Raw genomic sequence first — 17,662 nt, forward strand, 5'->3', positions numbered from 1 at the left:
ACACTTCAAACCAGTTCATGGAAACCGCCGCAGTTTGAAGGAAACTTCCGACGACCTTGCCCAGAAATTTCGCACCTCAATTAGAACGCCACATCAATTCGCTCCACCTTGAGCTTTACGAATTTTTCATTGAGTTCTGGAAAGTCGTAGTGGATTTCCTGATCCGTGAAGTCAATGAAGGATCGGAAAATACTTCCATCCAGATACCCATATAGGGTGCATGAGAACCCGTCGCCCGTCATTTCAATCGGCGTGCCAGTTGGCTTTTCCGTAGCGACAATAAAATCGCCATCAGGAAGGACGATTTCTAATTCCACTTCGTAGGATTCTCCCACTTCTATTTTTTCAGGACAGTGGCTCGCAAAGCATTTAACTTTTACACCGTTAACGAGCAATAAAATCTCTTCTTCGACGATTTGATCTACTGCCAGTAAAACCGCAGAATATTTATTAGTCATTCACGGGCCTCAATACTTTGTCGTGAGAATCACCATTTATATTTCTCCAAAATTCCTTTCCACTCTTCGTATGTAAAGTCGTTATTTCCTGCTTATTGTTTGTGCCAACAAACGCGAATTTAGTCTCCCCTCTTCGATTATTTCCCATTAACTGCAAATATCCCGCGCGAATCTCGCCTTTATATTGGTACTCCACACGGGCACCTTGATTCACAACATCACGAGCTATTAGCAAATACTCCTCCCTGCTCATAGCCTTAAATTCTGCGCCATGTTTTTCATAATGCCCAACAAGCTTTTCTTCGCTACCAAAATCCTGAGGGCGTGATTTCGGCTGTGGGACCTTTGGCTCACCTTGTGCAACCGTGGCGCCGGCGACATCATCCGGCGCCTTACACCCTGGCCTATTCGGCGGCGGGCAATTCCCGCTCAACCCCAACGGATCAACCCACCCCGTCGGATTCGGCGTGTACTGGTACTGGTTCAGCCCCCCCGCCAACTTGATCGGATCCGGCGTCAGGTACCGGCCCACCTCCGGATCATAGTACCGATGCCGGTTGTAGTGCAGACCGCTCTCGGCATCGAAGTATTGGCCCTGAAACCGTAAGGGTTGCTCGAGCTGCTCACCCCCACCGAACGCCAGGCGCGTGACCTTGCCGTAGGCGTTGTACTTCGCCGACCAGACGATCTCGCCACCAAAATCAGTCAGTTCCTGCGGTGTGCCGAGGTGATCGAGTTGGTAGTAGAACGGACAAGCCTGGCGCGGGCCCTTGCCGTCGAGCATGGCCAGTGGGCGGAAGCTGCCGGGTTCGTAGACGTAGCTGCGGTAGTGCTCGCGGCTGCTTTCGGCGACGAGGTGGTCGCCCTGCCAAAAGAACTCGGTGGTGTGGCCGTCGACGGTTTTGGCGATGCGGCGGCCGAAGGCGTCGTAGCGGTAGCTGGAGCAACGACCGTCCGGGGTGGTGACGCCGATCAAGCGGTGTTGGCAGTCGTAGCGGTAGTCGGTGACGAGTTTTTGCGCGGTGCCGCGGCGTTCGCGGATCAGGTTGCCGAAGGCGTCGTAGTCGTAGTGACGGTCGCCCTGCATGAGCAGGCGATTGCCTTTGACGGACGCGGCGCCGGGGCGGTCCTGCATCAGCAGGTTGCCGGCCGGGTCGTGGGCGAAGGTTTCCGCTGGGTCGTCGCGGGTGTGGCGGACGCGGGTCAGGCGGTTGAGTGGGTCGTACTGATAGCTGCGCTGGCCGTGGCGGGTGTCGGCGATGCGGTCGAGATTGCCGTTGGCGCTGTAGGCATAGTCGCGGCGATACAGCGGTTGTTGCTGTTGGCTGACGGCGTGAGCCTTCAGGCGGCCCTGATCGTCGTAGGCATATTCGCTGAGCAACAGGCCTTGCTGGCGGTTTTGTTCGCGATCGAAGGCGAATTGGTGGGTGGTGAGTCGCGCACCGTTGAGGTCGATGGCGGTCAGCGCGCCACCCTTGGCGTGGTGGTAATCGAGTTTGCTGCCGTCCGGCAGGCGCAGGCGATTGAGTTGGCCGCAGGCGTCGTAGCCATAGCGCAGGGTGCCCCAGCCCTGATGCTCGGTGATCAGGCGATCCTGTGGGTCGTACTCGAATTCCAGCGGATGGTCATGACCGTCGTCGACGCTGTTCAGGCGACCGAGGCTGTCGTAGCGGTAGTCGATCTTGATGCCGTCGGGCAGGGTTTTGACCAGCAATCGCCCTGCCGAGTCCCGCTCATAAGCCGTGACCAACCGCGAGTCGTCATCACCGAACTCGGCTTTCTCCAGCAGATGGCCGTTGAGGTCGTAGCTGTACGCCGTGCGCTGGCCGTCGAACCCTGTTTCCTGTCGGATCAGACCGTTGGGTGTGTAGTCCAGCTGATAGTGTTCGCCGGATTCGTTTTCGATTTCGGTGAGCAACAGCTGGGCGTTGTCGTAGCGATACGTCAGTTGGGTGCCGTCGGGATTGATCCGGCGGCTGACCAGGTGCAGATCGTCAACGTACTCAAAACGCGTGACGCGCCCCAGTTCGTCGCGTTCGGCGGTGATCTTGCCGTAGGCGTTGTAACTGAACGCGCGGCTGGCACCGGTGGGCAGCGTCGTCTGAATCAGTCGGCCGACGGCGTCCCATTGGTAGTGGGTGACGGCGCCGTGTTCATCCTGACGGGTAAGCTGCCGCCCCAAGGCATCGTAGGAATACCGCCGCTGGCCACCGTCCGGCAAGGTCTCTTCGAGCAGTTGCCCTAAGGCGCTCCAGACGAACACATGCCGGCTGTTGTCCGGGTAACGGATCGACAGCAGCTGGCCTTTGTCGTCGTAGTGATAGTGGCTGACATGCCCGTCGGGATCGGTGCCCTCGGTCACGTCACCCTGAGCATTGCGCCGATAGGTCCAGACGGCTTTGCCGCGATAGCGCGCGTGCAGGAAACCGTTGCGATACTCGTAGGCCGTCGGTTCGTCTTCCGGTGGAATCAGCGCGACCAGCCGTCCGACTTCGTCGTAGTGGTATTCAGTGACGGCGCCGAGCGGATCCTGCTCGGCAATCAGCCGACCTTGGTCGTCGTAGGCCTTGAGCTGTTCGCCGCCATCCAGTTCGACCTTGCGCACCAGCCGCGCCCGCTCGTCGTGGACGTAAACCTCTTCGCTGCCGTCGATGTTCTCGACGGTGACGCTGCCCTGGTCATCCCAGACGTACCGCGCGTCCATCTGCGCAAACGACGCCCAGTGGCGGATGCATCGGGCCGCCTTGCCGGACCTTTCCCACGCCCAGAAGAAACTCGCCCCACCGGCCAGTTGTCGCTGCAGGATGACGTGCTGATCGTCGTAGTCGTAGCGCTCGCTTTCACCGGCGGCGTTGGTCGCTTCGATCAGTTGCGAGCGTTCGTCGTAGCGATAACTGACCAGTGTTTGCGCGGTCTGCCAGGCCTCGTCGAGGGTCTGGGCCGGAACAAAATGCTGGTAGTCGACGGCGACCAGATGGCTGCGGTCATAACGCAACAGCAAGGCGCGACCGGCACCGTTGTCGAGGCGTTTGATCCGGTCCTGACGGTCGCGGGTGATGCGCAGGCGGTTGTCATAAGCGTCGCTGATGGTGGTCAGTCGACCGTTATGGAAGTGAAAGAAACGCGCGTCGTCGCCGGCCTGAGCGAGGATCAGTTCTTCGGGTTGATCGCCGAGATAAATCGCCGCCCGCGAGAGGCTGTTGTGAATCGCCGGGCGTTCGCGGTTGGGCAGCGGGAAGGGGGTGCGACGGTTTTCGTGGTCGATCCAGATGACGCTTTCGCCGTCGATTTCCAGTCGATGCGCGAGGCTGTGACTCCAGCCGTAGCCGAGGCCGCCGTCGATTTCGGCGGCGCTGGTGCGATAGAGCCGGGTGAAGTCGAACGGCAGGATGCCGTCCAGCGAACCGTCGGTGAGGGTCAGCAGTTCTTCGCCGGTGACCATCGACACCGGGCATTTGTTGGTGGCGGTTTTATCGACGGAGTCGGCGCTGTCGCCGTTGGGGTTTTTCGCTTGATCCGGGACGTCGTCGTGGTGTTCGTCTTTTTTCAGCGTGGTGTTCTTGCGGCCATTCCAGCGCAATTGCATTCGACCTTTTTTCACACCGGCCGCGACGCCGCGCGCAGCGACTGTTTTGTAGCGATCGACGTACCCCATGAAGTTGTTGATGATCGTGACCATCGACTTCACGAAGCCCATCGCGGCCTCATAAATCTGTGCGCTGTACTTCATCAAGCGCACCGTGAGCCAGGCAATACCAACCCCGACCACGCTCAGCACCAGGCCAATCAACAAATCGATAACCAGACCAACCACGACTTTGGAAATGGCTTCAGCCGAGGACCCGGCCAGCTGCGAAGGTGGCAATGCTTCCAGCCATAGCACTGCGGTGCGCATCAGCAAACACAGCGCGGCCTCGTCGCTGGCCAGCAACATGGCTTTTTCCATCAGGTCGGGGGCGGAAACCGCCAGTTCGGCAAGCCGACCGGCACTTTCACCCAGCTTCTCGGCAAAGGCCTTGGGGTTCTTCAGGATGTCGGCGAGTTCACCGATGCCATCCCAAACAGCCTCGACCGCCGCCCAACTTCCCGCGAGCATGCCATTGCCCACCGCCGCCAACGAAGCGGATGCCGATTGCTGCGACCACTGCGGTTTAAACCCTTCCCACTCTTTGCGCAGCCAGCCTTCCAACTTTTTGGTCAGGCCGTCGTAAGAAGAAAAAAGCTCATCGATTTGTTTCGGGGTGACTTCACTTTGAACATGAACGCGGTAGAACTTGCCGGGAATGCCCTTAAACTTTCCTTTGCCATGTTCATCGAGCGTGACCGACGTCTTTTCACCACCATCTTTAGCAATCACATCGACCTGAATATTCCCCAACGGAATGTCATAGACCGACTCGAACTTGCTCTCGATCTCCAGAACTCCACTGACCGGACACTGCGCAACACTGGAGAAAAAGTCCTCATCACGACTGCTCACCGCCGTGCTGGTCTTGCCCAGTGTGATCCGCCGTTCCATGCCCATCAGCGATGGCATGTCCGTCGCTCGGCTGAGCTTGTCCGCATTCCTGCTCAGGAAGCCGCCGAGTTGTTGGCGATACACACTCAGGGTGTCTTTAAAACTGTCGAGCTCCTGCTCGATGCGGGCGATGTGCGCCATCAACGCACCGATCGGCATGAAGCAGAGTGAAAAATCGGGTCAAACATGAGCAATCCCTCGCGCAGAAAATGGGCGCGCGAGACTGTGCGGGGGATCAATCAAGAAAGAAGTCAGGGAAGTAGGATATGAATGTAGGACTAATCCCCAATTAACGATCACTGAGTGACAAGCAGGCAGAAACGCAAACGTGGCGGGAGGTTTCCCTCACACCACGCTTGTTTATCGGACAATCATTGGATTACTGCGAAGAGCGACCGGTCGCCAACTCTTTCAATTTGAGCTCAGCCAGCGGATGCCCGGCCTTCACGGCCATGCCCCACCAGCGAGCCGCTTCAACCGGATCCGGCGCCTTGCTCGGCGTTCCGGCAAGACTGATCACGCCCACCTGATACGCCGCTTTGCCATCCCCCGCCAACGCCGCCAGGCGCAGTAATCTCACACCTTCCTCGCGTGCCCCAAGGCCGACGCCGCGAAAGGTCAGGATGTGGCCGTAGAAACTCTGGGCGCCGACATCACCTAGGTTCGCCATGCGGGCGAACTGGCCTTCGAGCCAGCTCCAGCCACGCGGCTGACGCACAAACCACGACCAGTGAAACAGCCTACGCGCCAGCCAGTAACTGGCCTTCGCCTTGAGTCGCAGAAACACTCAGGCCTCCGCCGACTCAGGGTATTCGTACTCGAACACCCGCACCACTTCCGAGGCATGCCAGGACGCTGCGGCGATGCCATCGGAAGGACCGGAGAAACGCCCCAGACGCTCGACACATTCAAAGAAACCGGTGCGCGGCAAGCGGCTGGCACCCTGGCTGATCACCAGCGAGCTGCGCAAGGGCTGCTCGGCCTTGGCGTCCAGCGCGGCCAGATGCTCAAGGGCGGCGGTCAGGGTTTGCATGGCCGGCGTGGGCAGTTGCAAACGTTCGAGCAACGCCCGGTATGTCAGAAGATGGCGCTGGCGGCGCGCCTGATCCAGTTCACCCAGCAACCCGTCCCAATGCTGACGACTGATGCGTACGCTCACGATTCATCCCTCCACCCTGGCACCGTCAACTCCCAGGCCAGGCTGCGGCGAATCGCAGCGTCGGGTTGACGCTCGCCACTTTCGATCAAGGCCAGATAAGACGGGCTGATGCCTACCGTGCGGGCGAGCGCCTCGATGGCGATGCCCTTCCCTTCGCGCAAACTGCGTAGTTGATCCAGACCCGGAAGAATCTGGTCTGGTGTTGCCGCGTGACGCTCTGGGGCGACCTGCGGCGGTTGTTCGTTGATGCCTGCTGCTTTCAGTAGAGCCTGATACTGAGCCCACGGCAAAACCGCATATTCGGGCTCGCCTTCGCGTGTAATTATCTGAATATCCATGACTACCCCGTAGGACAACAACACTTAGCGAGTCGGCACTTTTCCCTAGAAGTGTAATCCTAACAGCGGCCAAGGTCGCGGGGGGCATCAATCTGTGGATGAGACTGAATCAACTCAGTTTTTTTTCGGCCCCTGAAGCTGAAGTTGTTCCGGGGTATCGGGTAGGCGCTCGACCACTGCGAGCTTCTCCGGTAGCTGACGATTGCGCCAGGCGCGGAAGGCGTTGAGTTCGTCGTCGAGGACTTTCATCAGCCAAGCCAGCACCGCGATGTCATCGAGCATACCGAACACCGGAATGAAGTCCGGAATCGCATCCACCGGGCTGAGGAAGTACATCAAGCCTGCCACGACTGATATCAGGGCCTTGGGGCTGATGGCTCGATATTCACCGCGCCAATAAGCCAGGCAGAGTGCCTGCAACAGGCGCAGATCATCCTTGAGTTTGCCCAGCCGGTTGCCTTGGCTGGCACCTTTGCTGGCCACCGCGAAGAGCAAGGTCGGCAAACGTCCACGCGCGAGAAGGCGTCCGGCCAGAGGCAGGAAACGAGCGAAATTCCAAGGTATTTTCATCATTCCTCCCACTGAAATGTTATCCACACAAATTGTGGATAACCTTGTGAACAGAGCTGCTTTTCACGGCTGAAAGCCCCGTTTCATAAGGGCTTAACTCAGATCGGGCGTTTTTTACTCACATAAAAAAACCCAAGATTTCATTGACTTGGCGCTCTGGCGCGGCTAGCACAGGCGTCCTCAATGGCTATGACTCCAGCCTACAGCATCCGTTCGCTTTGTTTACCTTCGCCGGACGCCAGATGCAACAACGCCCCGCATAAGCGAGGCGTTGTTTTTAGAGCAGACGCCGGTTACTTGGCAGTGGCGTCTTGTTTTGCTGGATCCTTGATCGCCAGCAGTTCCAAGTCGAATACCAGCACCGAATTGGCTGGAATCGCCGGGCTTGGGCTTTGGGCGCCGTAAGCCAGTTCACTAGGGATGTACAGTTTGTACTTCTCGCCAACGTGCATCAGTTGCAGGCCTTCGACCCAACCCGGAATCACACCGCTGACCGGCAGATCGATTGGGCTACCACGCTCGACGGAGCTGTCGAAAACGGTGCCGTTGGTCAGGGTGCCGGTGTAGTGAACGGTCACTACGTCGGTCGGCTTGGGCTGTACACCCTCGGCCTTCTTGACCACTTCATACTGCAGGCCCGAAGCGGTGGTGGTTACACCGGCTTTCTTGGCGTTGTCTTCGAGGAATTTCTTGCCGGCGGTTGCCGACTCTTCGCTCATTTTGGCCATACGTTCTTCAGCACGCTTTTGCAGTGCTGCGAAGGCTTCGACCAATTCGTCATCCTTCAGCTTCTGTTCTTTCTTGCCGACGGCATCTTCGATGCCTTGGGCTACGGCTTTGGAGTCCAGGTCATCCATGCCTTCCTGAGCCAGGCTCTTGCCCATGTTCAGGCCAATCCCGTAGGAAGCTTTTTGCGCCGGGGTTTTCAGCTCTACGCTGGTCTGCGAGTCACAACCCGCAAGTACCAGGCTAACCAGGGCCACCGCCGCCGCCAACCGATGCTGTTTCATGCTATTTCCTTGTTCATGCGCCTAAAGGGCAATCGAATAAAGCCGCGAGCTTATCAGGCGGCCACGACCAATGGCTACCGGCATGAGAGCAGGAAACTTCTGATAAGTTCAGGTGTTTTAACGCATTTCGGGAATGGGAGGATGAAGCTTCTGTCATCTTTCGCTCATAGAAACTGGTATTGGATACCACACCATCTGGCGTAATGGCCACTTGCCGCACCTCTGGTGTTGAGGCATAAGGGAGTTATAAATTGACAAGGATGTTTATCTTGCAACTCTTCTTCCGTTTGCTGGTTCTGCTCGCAGCGCTGCTCGGGCTGGGCCTCGCAGTGGTTCTGTACTACGTCGCCAACCCGAAACTGCCGGCCTGGTCACCCGTGCAGCAGGTGCATTATCTGGAGCAATGGAGCGCCGCCGACCGCGAGATTTACTACTTCACGCCTCAGGGTACTCAGGTCAAAGGCTTGCGGTATGACTGGTTCAAGGCCCTCGAATTGCCGTTCTCGCAACAGCGATTCGCCGCTCCCGAATACCTCGCGCGCTTCGGTTTTCTGATCGACCCCAGCCAAAGACCCACGCCGAACAACCCCGGCAATCTGCCCGTGGGTTTTGCCCGTCATCAGAATCCTGGAAGCCAGGACGAGTTTCTGGACATCACCTGCGCTGCCTGCCATACCGGCGAACTGCGTTTTAACGGCCAGGCCGTGCGTATCGATGGTGGTTCGGCGCAGCACGTTTTGCCATCCAGCGTTCCTACGTTGCGCGGTGGCAGTTTCGGGCAAGCGCTGGTGGCCAGTCTGACGTCGACTTACTACAACCCGTGGAAATTCGAACGTTTCGCACGCAACGTGTTGGGCCAGGACTACGATGCCCGGCATCAACAGCTGCGCAAAGACTTCAAGATCTCTCTCGACACCTTCTTGAAGGTGGCCTGGAACGACACCCATCGCGGGCTCTACCCGACCGAAGAAGGCCCCGGCCGCACCGACGCTTTCGGTCGCATTGCCAACGCCAGTTTCGGCGATGCGATTTCCCCCGCCAACTACCGCGTGGCCAACGCTCCGGTCGACTATCCACAACTGTGGGACATGTGGACCTTCGACTGGGTGCAGTGGAACGGTTCGGCGCAACAACCGATGGCCCGCAACATCGGTGAGGCCTTGGGCGTAGGCGCCACGCTGAATTTCTTCGACGCTAACGGCCAACCGCTTAAAGGTGACGCCCGTTATCCGTCCAGTGTCCGATTGCGTGATCTGCACCTGATCGAACAAACCCTGCAACGTCTCAAACCACCGGCCTGGCCTGAAGAGCTGCTCGGCGCTGTCGACAAACCCATGGCCACCAAAGGTCGCGCGCTGTTTTCCGAGAACTGCGCTGGCTGCCATGTGCCTCGATCGGTCCAGAGCAACGGACGCTGGGTGCAACATTTGAAAATGCTGCCCGTAGAGTTCATTGGCACAGACCCAGGCGCCGCCAATAACATCGCCGACCATCGCTTCGACCTGACGGCCTTGCAATGGGATCCGGTGGAACTGGCGCAGCTGGATGTGCAATTGCAGCCGACGCCCTCCGAATCGCTGGATTTGAGCAAGCTCTCATCGGCTAAAGGGTTGGCCTATGTCACCGCTTTCGTCGGAAATCGTGCCTACCGCGAAGCAGACATTCCTACGGCCGGACGACCGGACATGGATGGCTTCGGCCTGCCGATTGGCGTGCGCGAAATGCGGGCCTACAAGGCGCGCCCCTTGGCAGGCGTCTGGGCGACCGCGCCATTTCTGCATAACGGTTCGGTACCGAGCCTTTATCAATTGCTCTCGCCTCAGGATGAACGCGCAACCACCTTCTACAAAGGCACCTTCGAGTACGACCCGAGGCACCTCGGCTATCGCACCGAGGCTTTCACCGATGGATTTTTGTTCGACACACGCATCACCGGCAATCACAACAGTGGCCACGAGTTCCGCGCAGGCAAGCGTGGCAACGGCGTTATCGGCCGCTGGCTGCAACCGGAAGAACGCTGGGCATTGCTGGAGTTCCTGAAAGTGTTGGGCGGGCCGTTGGAGGCGCAATTGCCATGAAAAGGCTTTGGATGCGTCTTGGCGTCTTTCTCGGCAAAACCCTGTTGTGCTTGCTGGGCCTTGGATTGCTCGGCTGGGCGCTGGCCACGGCGTGGTTCGCCTGGCAACACACTGGCCCGGTTTCGGCTGAAGAACTGATTCCGGATGGCGAATCAGCGATGACCCAAGACATCATCCAGACTGCCGTGCGCATCGTCGATCAACACCGTGAAAGCACTCGCTACCTGCGCGACGCCCATGCCAAGGCCCACGGCTGCGTGAAGGCCGAGGTTCAGGTGCTGCCGAATCTGGCGGATGAGCTGCGTCAGGGTGTGTTCAGCGAACCCGGGAAAACCTGGCAAGCGACGATGCGGCTGTCCAACGGCAATGCGTACCCGCAGTTCGACAGTATTCGCGATGCACGGGGTATGGCAATCAAGTTTCTCGACGTGCCCGACAAACAACTGCTGAACGATCAACAGAGTCGTGGCGAACAGGACTTCGTAATGTTCAGCCATCCGAACTTCTTCGTCAGCGATGTCGCCGAGTACCGTCAGAATGTAGCCGCACAGGCTGACGGCAAGAAGCTGATGGCGTTCTTCCCGGGTTGGGACCCACGGACCTGGCAGGTTCGCCACCTGTTTATCGCGCTGGCGACACTGTCAGCCGCCCCGGAAAGTCCGACCCAGACGACTTACTTTTCGGTCTCGCCCTACAAATTCGGCGAAGACAATGCCAAGTTCCGCGTCACGCCCGATCTGGCAAGCTGCCCGACCTACACCCTGCCCGCGCAAAACCAAAAGTTACCGAACTTCCTGCGCAATGCGCTGAACCAGCAACTGTCGGCCGACCGGATGCCGGCCTGTTTCGTCTTGCAGATACAACGCCAGGACCCGGCCAAGTACATGCCGATCGAAGACACGAGCATTGAGTGGCAGCAAAGCGATGCACCGTTCGAGACCGTGGCGCGGATCAATGTACCTGCCCAGGACTTCGATACGCCTGCGCTGAACGTGCAATGCGATAACCAGTCGTTCAACCCGTGGTTTGGCCTTGAGGCTCATCGCCCTATCGGCGGCATCAACCGGTTGCGCAAAGCCGTGTATGAAGCCGTGAGCGACTACCGACACAGCCGCAACGCCGAACAATAAGAAGGCAGAACGACAAAAGCGATCCCAAGGTCGCTTTCTCAGTGGAGCCCCGGCAGAAGCCAAACCCCAGACAGCAAAAAGCCCGCATTAAGCGGGCTTTCTGTGGTGACCTGGCGTTCAGCGTTCCAGGTTACCGGATATGGCGCAGCGGACGGGACTCGAACCCGCGACCCCCGGCGTGACAGGCCGGTATTCTAACCGACTGAACTACCGCTGCGCGTAACATTGAAAGTAGTGGTGGGTGATGACGGGATCGAACCGCCGACATTCTGCTTGTAAGGCAGACGCTCTCCCAGCTGAGCTAATCACCCTTTACCTTCGTTGCGGGGCGCATTGTGCCACAGATTTTCATAACATGTTGATTTAATTGATAAATTTATCAAAAAAATCTGAAAACCCGTAAACGATACACCCTGCAGGAACTACGGACAGAAAAAAACCCGCGCTAGCGGGCTTTTCCGTGGTGACCTGGCGTTCAGCGTTCCAGGTTACCGAATATGGCGCAGCGGACGGGACTCGAACCCGCGACCCCCGGCGTGACAGGCCGGTATTCTAACCGACTGAACTACCGCTGCGCGTAACACTAAAAGCGAATGGTGGGTGATGACGGGATCGAACCGCCGACATTCTGCTTGTAAGGCAGACGCTCTCCCAGCTGAGCTAATCACCCTTCACTTTCGGTGTGGCGCGCATTCTACGGAGCGACTTCACCTCTGGCAAGCACTTTTTAAAATAATTTTTCAGGCCTTCCAAAGGCTTAGAGAAGGGTTGGCCTATGGCGCCGCGAAGAGAATAATGCCCCCCTTTGTATAAAGGAGAGACTCGCCCCATGTGGTTCAAAAACCTGCTTATCTATCGCCTGACCCAAGATCTGCCTTTTGATGCCGAGGCGTTGGAAACTGCACTGGCCACCAAACTGGCGCGTCCATGTGCAAGCCAGGAGTTGACCACCTACGGCTTCGTCGCGCCATTTGGCAAGGGTGAAGATGCTCCGCTGGTGCACATCAGCGGCGACTTCCTGCTGATCGCCGCGCGTAAAGAAGAACGCATTCTGCCGGGCAGCGTCGTGCGTGACGCCGTGAAGGAAAAGGTCGAAGAGATCGAAGCGGAACAAATGCGCAAGGTCTACAAAAAGGAACGCGACCAGATCAAGGATGAAATCATCCAGGCCTTCCTGCCGCGCGCCTTTATTCGTCGTTCGTCGACTTTCGCCGCCATCGCGCCGAAACAGGGCCTGATCCTGGTCAACTCGGCCAGCCCGAAACGTGCCGAGGACTTGCTGTCCACCCTGCGTGAAGTGATCGGCTCGCTGCCGGTGCGTCCGCTGACCGTGAAGATGTCCCCTACCGCGACCATGACCGAATGGGTCACCACCCAGAAAGCTGCGGACGACTTCTTCGTACTGGACGAGTGCGAACTGCGCGACACCCACGAAGACGGCGGCATCGTGCGTTGCAAGCGTCAAGACCTGACCAGCGAAGAAATCCAGTTGCACCTGAGCACCGGCAAAGTGGTCACTCAGCTGTCGCTGGCCTGGCAAGACAAGCTGTCTTTCGTACTTGACGACAAAATGGTGGTCAAGCGCCTGAAGTTCGAAGACCTGCTGCAAGACCAGGCGGAACAGGACGGTGGCGAAGAAGCCCTCGGCCAACTGGATGCCAGCTTCACCCTGATGATGCTGACCTTTGGCGACTTCCTGCCGGCGCTGGTTGAAGCGTTGGGCAGCGAAGAGACTCCGCAGGGGATCTAAACCTCGCTGCAGGTATTGGATGATCTTCAAACGCCACCGCTTCGGTGGCGTTTCACATAATAAGGATCAGGCCATGCGTGCACTGGCTGCATTGAGTCGCTTTGTCGGCAACACCTTCGCTTACTGGGTTCTGATTTTCGCCGTCGTAGCGTTCTTGCAACCGACCTGGTTCATCGGCCTGAAAGGTGCCATCGTGCCGCTGCTTGGGCTGGTGATGTTCGGCATGGGCCTGACCCTCAAGCTCGAAGACTTCGCCGAAGTCGCTCGCCATCCATGGCGCGTGGCCCTGTCACCACCCTCCTCGCCCCGTTGCTGACTCCGCATTGATCTGGCTGCCGGCCTCAGCCTGGTTGCCGGTTCTCCTTCATGGAACTGTTCTGGTCGTTCCTGCAATTGGTGCTGTGCTGGGTTACTTGACCGGGCGGCTGTTCAAGTTGCCACTGGCCCAGCGTAAATCTCGGGCACTGGAAGTCGGCATTCAAAACTCCGGGTTGGGCGCGGCCTTGGCCAGTGCGCACTTCTCGCCGCTGGCGGCGGTGCCGAGTGCGTTGTTCAGCGTCTGGCACAACATCTCCGGGGCGCTGCTCTCGACCTATTTCCGCCGGATGAGTGAGAAAGAAGATCGGAAAACAGATGCTCAGCAGGCTGTCGACTGATCCGTAAACTTGATCCCCGGATTAATGAAGGGCACTCTAATGCACAACGCGAGGACGACCTCGCGGCTCGATCGAGTCATTAATCTGGGGACGACCCCGTCAATCGATGGAGGTCTCTCATGTCCTGGATCATTCTGTTTTTCGCCGGTCTGTTCGAAGTTGGCTGGGCCGTCGGCCTTAAATACACCGATGGTTTCAGCCGCCCTCTCCCCACTGCATTGACCGTTGCCGCCATGGCCATCAGCCTTGGTCTGCTGGGCCTTGCCATGAAGGAATTGCCGCTGGGCACGGCCTATGCGATCTGGACGGGTGTGGGTGCAGTCGGGACAGTGATCGCCGGGATCATTCTGTTTGGCGAATCCATGGCGCTGTTCCGGCTAGCCAGTGTGGCGCTGATCATTGCCGGGCTGGTTGGACTGAAGGTCAGCGCCTAGTCATTTTCAGCTGTCACTAAAAAGCCTGCCCCCCCTGTCGATACGGACAGAGGGGAGCAGGCTTTTTCAATACGGGGATAACGGATCAGCTTTCGGCCAGCGCCATACGCTCACGCGCGACCGGGGCCTTTTCCGCATGCTCAAGCTGCATGCAACGCTCCAGGAACAGGAACATGTAGTCGTAGCTCTTGCAGACTGCCTGCCGCAATTCCACTTGCAGGGATTTGCTGGGGTTCATGCCCGCCAGCGTGCAGATGATTTCCAGTGCTTCCCACGGATGGGCATCGTCGTACTGAGCATGCATCTTCAACCACTTCATGGCCCGCTTGCGATCTTCCTCCGGGAACGATGCCGCGTAGACGCCACTGGAACAGACCAGCGCCGACCACTCCCCGGTCGCACCTTCAATGGCGTAGTTGGTGGCGGCAATGGCAACGATCAGCGAATCCGCCGAACTGGTGTGCCAACACCAGTGACTCAAGGCGTGAAGTTCAGGGGCAACCTGTTGCGCTTGCAGATCTTCCAGGCTGACACCGTGAGCGCGACTCCAGTGCACCCAGTAATCGGCATGGTTCAATTCGACACGAATGTTGCGCATCAGCCAGCGACGCGCCATGTCTTCGCCCGGGTGGCGGGCAAAGCGCGTCTTGGTGAGGTTCTGTGCCATATATAAAGCGAACTGTTCGACCACTGGCCAGCCACCAATCAGGTACTGGCGCATGGTCTTTGCGCTGAGTTTATTGTCACGCAGACGCTGATACAATTCGTGTTCGACAACCCGGCGTTTGCTCTCGCTGCAATCCTGGATCAGGCGCTGAGCCCAGGCGGGGTAACTTGCAGCTTCCATGAGGGGGCCGGTTCGGTTGAATGTGTCGATCACTGTCGAGCTCCTTTTGATTGTGATTATAAGGATCAGCAAGAGATTTCAACGGAACGTGCCAGGCGCCTTGAATAACAAAGGCTGAGGCCTGGCAGGACGACTTTGTAAACTGTCGCAGGTAAACGGATGCGGGCGTTCAATAACATACCCTTGAGCGTAATCCACCCCAATCTCCAGCAATGCCTGCTCGATCTGCGGTGTTTCAACAAACTCGGCAATCGTACGCTTACCCATGACATGACCGATGTGATTGATCACTTCGACCATGGCGCGGTTAATCGGGTCGTCCAGCATATCCTTTACGAAACTCCCGTCGATCTTCAGGAAGTCTACAGGTAAATGTTTCAAGTAGGCGAATGAGGACATTCCGGCGCAGAAGTCATCCAACGAGAAATGGCAGCCTAAACCTTTGAGTTCATTAATAAATCTAATTGCACTTCCAAGATTGGAAATTGCGCTGGTTTCAGTGATTTCAAAACAAATCATTTCAGGCGGTATGGAGTAAGTAACAAACTGTTCACGCAGGAAGTCCAGAAACGCGTCATCTCCGATAGTTGTACCTGACAGATTAATCGCACACATGGCTAACGGCCCTTTGTGCTTTTCGGCAATGCATTGGGCAATGATCTTGAATACGTTCTGCACAACCCAGCGGTCAAGGGATGTCATCAGCCCATAACGTTCGGCAGCCGGAATAAAACTATCGGGCAGAATCATGCGTCCGGCTTCGTCATGCAGGCGCAACAGGATTTCGATGTGTCCGCCGACCTTTTCGATATGACCCAGGGGTGCAATTTCCTGGGCGTATAGACAGAAGCGGTTGTCTTCCAGCGCCATGTGCAAGCGCTGCACCCAAGCCATCTCGCCGAAGCGCAGGGACAGTTCCGAATCGTCGGCGTGATAGACCTGAACCCGATTGCGACCCTTTTCCTTGGCCATGTAGCACGCCATGTCGGCAGCGCGCAGCGAGACTTCAAGGGTGGCCGGGTTCTGAGCGACGTGAACCAGCCCGATGCTCACCGTGGTCACGAACGGTCGGCCTTTCCAGACGAAGTGCAGGTTCTGCACGGTCTGACGCAGGCCCTCGGCGATTTTCTCAGCGGCTTCCGGGGCGCAGTTCTCCAGCAGGATGCCAAACTCGTCTCCACCCAGCCGGGCCAAGGTATCGCCTTCGCGCAAACCGGATTGCAACAAAGCGCAGATATGCCGCAGTAATTCGTCACCCGCGGCATGGCCGCAGGTATCGTTGACCAGTTTGAACTGATCCAGATCGAGGAACATCAGCGCATGGCGCCCCGATTGCCGCGTCAGGTTGTGCAACGCCTGTTCCAGGCGATACTCGAACTCGCGGCGATTGGCGAGCCCGGTCAAGGCGTCATGAGTCGCCTGCCAGGATAAATTGGCAATGTACTGCCGCTCCTGGGTCATGTCGTGCAGCACCAGCACCGTGCCGCTGACCTTGCCAGCGTTGCGGATCGGCGCACCGACGAGGGTGACCGACACCGTGCTGCCATCCAGACGCTGAATCAATTTGGAGTGTTCGCTGCCACCGCTGAGCTGTCCGCTCAAAATGTGCTCGATCAGCGTAAAGCCATCGGTCTGAGCGTTCTCGTCCAGCAGATTGAACAGCGCCGCCAGCGGCAAACCTGTCGCCTGTTCGGCCTTCCAGTGCGTCAACGCCTCGGCGGCCGGGTTCATGTAGGCGATCGCGCCTTCGACATCCGTGGTGATCACGCCATCGCCAATCGATTGCAGGGTGATTTGCGCCCGGTCTTTCTCCAACTGCAGCGCGTCGGCGAAGGCATGGCGCTGCTTGAGCAGTTTGTGCGTGCGCATCAGGGCCAGGACAATCAAGCCCAGGGCGGTGGCCAGGTTCGTCACCAGCAGCAGACGCAGAATCACCCGCGAGCCTTCGCCCAAGGCATCGCTGAAGGCCTTCGCCGCCGGCGTCACTTCATCGTTGATGGCGAAAATCTGATCCTTCCAACGCTTGATATCGCTCTCGGAGGCCTGACTGACAGTGATGAGCTGGTGCATTTCCCGTGCAACATCATCAAGACGCACCAGGTACGCGTCGCCCACTGTCCAGAGGTCGATGGCTTTCTCGAGGTAAGTGAAGTGCCGGAAATTGAGGTACAGCCAGATCACGCTGGAGACGTCGTCCGGGTGGTTGCCACCCTTGAGGATCGCCCTTCGTGCCGCCTCGATATTCGGCGGCTGATGGTCCAGCGCCACGCGCAACTCGTGGCCCCCTTGGGGCACGGCAATGGCGTTCTGGTATTTAAGAAAAATGCTCTCGTCGCGACTGTCGGCGTAGAGATTAAGGTAATAGATGGCGTCTTTTTGGCCCTTGGACCAGAGGCTTTCACCGGCCACATAGCCGCGCACCGCCGACAGAACGTACAGGCTGACACCGCCCAGCAGGGCCTGAAACAGCACTACGGCGATGAATGGCCAGACGATGCCCAACAACCGTGGCGTTCCGAGAGTCCGCGTTTGATTCATGAGGTCCCTTGCATTAGCACTGCTTGATCGTCTTCCGGACGAAATCGCTACAGCTAGACTAGGGGGGAGTTCCTCTTCCGGCAAGCGGACAGATCGCGTCCGGCAATTTCAATTGGCATAGCGGCGCATGCAACGCGCACTGGGGGACAGCCCGACGCTTGGAGTGCAAAAACCG

The 17,662-nt window shown here is 58.0% G+C and carries 13 protein-coding genes, 4 tRNA genes and 1 pseudogene; 5 read left to right on the forward strand and 13 right to left on the reverse strand.

All coding sequences use genetic code 11. The annotated features are described in order from the left end of the window. Positions 1 to 80 precede the first annotated feature (80 nt). The 7 genes from ACYZT0_RS17885 to ACYZT0_RS17915 form a co-directional block, all read right to left on the reverse strand. Positions 81 to 458 (reverse strand): hypothetical protein, encoded by a 378-nt coding sequence (locus ACYZT0_RS17885; RefSeq protein WP_462042361.1) that lies wholly within the window; start codon positions 456 to 458, stop codon positions 81 to 83. Continuing rightward, a complete protein-coding gene (locus ACYZT0_RS17890; RefSeq protein ID WP_462042362.1) occupies positions 451 to 5,118 on the reverse strand; it encodes an RHS repeat-associated core domain-containing protein in 4,668 nt (1,555 codons plus the stop codon). The genes ACYZT0_RS17885 and ACYZT0_RS17890 overlap by 8 nt, the downstream gene beginning before the upstream one ends. Positions 5,119 to 5,356: 238 nt before the next feature. Further along, complete coding sequence (locus ACYZT0_RS17895) at positions 5,357 to 5,764, reverse strand: SEL1-like repeat protein (protein ID WP_462042363.1); 408 nt, start codon at positions 5,762 to 5,764, stop codon at positions 5,357 to 5,359. Then, a complete protein-coding gene (locus ACYZT0_RS17900) occupies positions 5,765 to 6,136 on the reverse strand; it encodes a hypothetical protein (RefSeq protein WP_059401930.1) in 372 nt (123 codons plus the stop codon). Further along, positions 6,133 to 6,474 (reverse strand): helix-turn-helix domain-containing protein, encoded by a 342-nt coding sequence (locus ACYZT0_RS17905; protein ID WP_282381005.1) that lies wholly within the window; start codon positions 6,472 to 6,474, stop codon positions 6,133 to 6,135. The genes ACYZT0_RS17900 and ACYZT0_RS17905 overlap by 4 nt, the downstream gene beginning before the upstream one ends. A 114-nt stretch (positions 6,475 to 6,588) precedes the next feature. Next, on the reverse strand, positions 6,589 to 7,044 hold the full coding sequence (locus ACYZT0_RS17910) for a YkvA family protein (RefSeq protein ID WP_462042364.1): 456 nt from the start codon (positions 7,042 to 7,044) through the stop codon (positions 6,589 to 6,591). Between the two features lie 293 nt (positions 7,045 to 7,337). After that, positions 7,338 to 8,054 (reverse strand): FKBP-type peptidyl-prolyl cis-trans isomerase, encoded by a 717-nt coding sequence (locus ACYZT0_RS17915; RefSeq protein WP_462042365.1) that lies wholly within the window; start codon positions 8,052 to 8,054, stop codon positions 7,338 to 7,340. 269 nt (positions 8,055 to 8,323) lie between these two features. Between ACYZT0_RS17915 and ACYZT0_RS17920 the strand changes: the two genes are divergently transcribed. Further along, on the forward strand, positions 8,324 to 10,132 hold the full coding sequence (locus ACYZT0_RS17920; protein WP_462042366.1) for a di-heme-cytochrome C peroxidase: 1,809 nt from the start codon (positions 8,324 to 8,326) through the stop codon (positions 10,130 to 10,132). Next, positions 10,129 to 11,262 (forward strand): catalase family protein, encoded by a 1,134-nt coding sequence (locus ACYZT0_RS17925; RefSeq protein WP_462042367.1) that lies wholly within the window; start codon positions 10,129 to 10,131, stop codon positions 11,260 to 11,262. The genes ACYZT0_RS17920 and ACYZT0_RS17925 overlap by 4 nt, the downstream gene beginning before the upstream one ends. 140 nt (positions 11,263 to 11,402) lie before the next feature. Here ACYZT0_RS17925 and ACYZT0_RS17930 read toward each other — a convergent pair. From ACYZT0_RS17930 to ACYZT0_RS17945, 4 genes are all read right to left on the reverse strand, one after another. Beyond that, positions 11,403 to 11,479 (reverse strand) — tRNA-Asp (locus ACYZT0_RS17930). Positions 11,480 to 11,497: 18 nt separating this feature from the next. Next, positions 11,498 to 11,573: transfer RNA gene (locus tag ACYZT0_RS17935), tRNA-Val, on the reverse strand. Positions 11,574 to 11,760: 187 nt separating this feature from the next. Further along, positions 11,761 to 11,837: transfer RNA gene (locus ACYZT0_RS17940), tRNA-Asp, on the reverse strand. Positions 11,838 to 11,856: 19 nt separating this feature from the next. Next, positions 11,857 to 11,932 (reverse strand) — tRNA-Val (locus ACYZT0_RS17945). A 159-nt stretch (positions 11,933 to 12,091) separates the two neighbouring features. Between ACYZT0_RS17945 and rdgC the strand changes: the two genes are divergently transcribed. The 3 genes and pseudogenes from rdgC (at position 12,092) to sugE (ending at position 14,102) form a co-directional block, all read left to right on the forward strand. Then, positions 12,092 to 13,012 (forward strand): recombination-associated protein RdgC, encoded by a 921-nt coding sequence (rdgC, locus tag ACYZT0_RS17950; RefSeq protein ID WP_462042368.1) that lies wholly within the window; start codon positions 12,092 to 12,094, stop codon positions 13,010 to 13,012. Positions 13,013 to 13,085: 73 nt separating this feature from the next. After that, positions 13,086 to 13,668 (forward strand): annotated as a pseudogene (locus ACYZT0_RS17955) (hypothetical protein). A 119-nt stretch (positions 13,669 to 13,787) separates the two neighbouring features. Further along, the gene (gene sugE, locus ACYZT0_RS17960; protein WP_027922462.1) at positions 13,788 to 14,102 is read left to right on the forward strand and encodes a quaternary ammonium compound efflux SMR transporter SugE; all 315 of its coding nucleotides are present in this window, start codon (positions 13,788 to 13,790) and stop codon (positions 14,100 to 14,102) included. Between the two features lie 85 nt (positions 14,103 to 14,187). On the opposite strand, the gene ACYZT0_RS17965 is transcribed toward sugE, so the two are convergent. Beyond that, a complete protein-coding gene (locus ACYZT0_RS17965) occupies positions 14,188 to 14,949 on the reverse strand; it encodes a TenA family transcriptional regulator (RefSeq protein ID WP_462046595.1) in 762 nt (253 codons plus the stop codon). Between the two features lie 78 nt (positions 14,950 to 15,027). Then, complete coding sequence (locus tag ACYZT0_RS17970) at positions 15,028 to 17,487, reverse strand: EAL domain-containing protein (protein WP_462042369.1); 2,460 nt, start codon at positions 17,485 to 17,487, stop codon at positions 15,028 to 15,030. Positions 17,488 to 17,662 lie beyond the last annotated feature (175 nt).

The sequence above is a fragment of the Pseudomonas sp. ZS1P83 genome, from assembly GCF_054897825.1.

What these genes read in the sequence shown, in the direction of transcription:
- ACYZT0_RS17885 (WP_462042361.1), bottom strand. Translation starts at nt 458, where the DNA reads ATGACTAATAAATATTCTGCGGTTTTACTGGCAGTAGATCAAATCGTC.
- ACYZT0_RS17890 (WP_462042362.1), bottom strand. Translation starts at nt 5,118, where the DNA reads ATGGCGCACATCGCCCGCATCGAGCAGGAGCTCGACAGTTTTAAAGAC.
- ACYZT0_RS17905 (WP_282381005.1), bottom strand. Translation starts at nt 6,474, where the DNA reads ATGGATATTCAGATAATTACACGCGAAGGCGAGCCCGAATATGCGGTT.
- ACYZT0_RS17910 (WP_462042364.1), bottom strand. Translation starts at nt 7,044, where the DNA reads ATGAAAATACCTTGGAATTTCGCTCGTTTCCTGCCTCTGGCCGGACGC.
- ACYZT0_RS17915 (WP_462042365.1), bottom strand. Translation starts at nt 8,054, where the DNA reads ATGAAACAGCATCGGTTGGCGGCGGCGGTGGCCCTGGTTAGCCTGGTA.
- ACYZT0_RS17925 (WP_462042367.1), top strand. Translation starts at nt 10,129, where the DNA reads ATGAAAAGGCTTTGGATGCGTCTTGGCGTCTTTCTCGGCAAAACCCTG.
- rdgC (WP_462042368.1), top strand. Translation starts at nt 12,092, where the DNA reads ATGTGGTTCAAAAACCTGCTTATCTATCGCCTGACCCAAGATCTGCCT.
- sugE (WP_027922462.1), top strand. Translation starts at nt 13,788, where the DNA reads ATGTCCTGGATCATTCTGTTTTTCGCCGGTCTGTTCGAAGTTGGCTGG.
- ACYZT0_RS17965 (WP_462046595.1), bottom strand. Translation starts at nt 14,949, where the DNA reads ATGGAAGCTGCAAGTTACCCCGCCTGGGCTCAGCGCCTGATCCAGGAT.
- ACYZT0_RS17970 (WP_462042369.1), bottom strand. Translation starts at nt 17,487, where the DNA reads ATGAATCAAACGCGGACTCTCGGAACGCCACGGTTGTTGGGCATCGTC.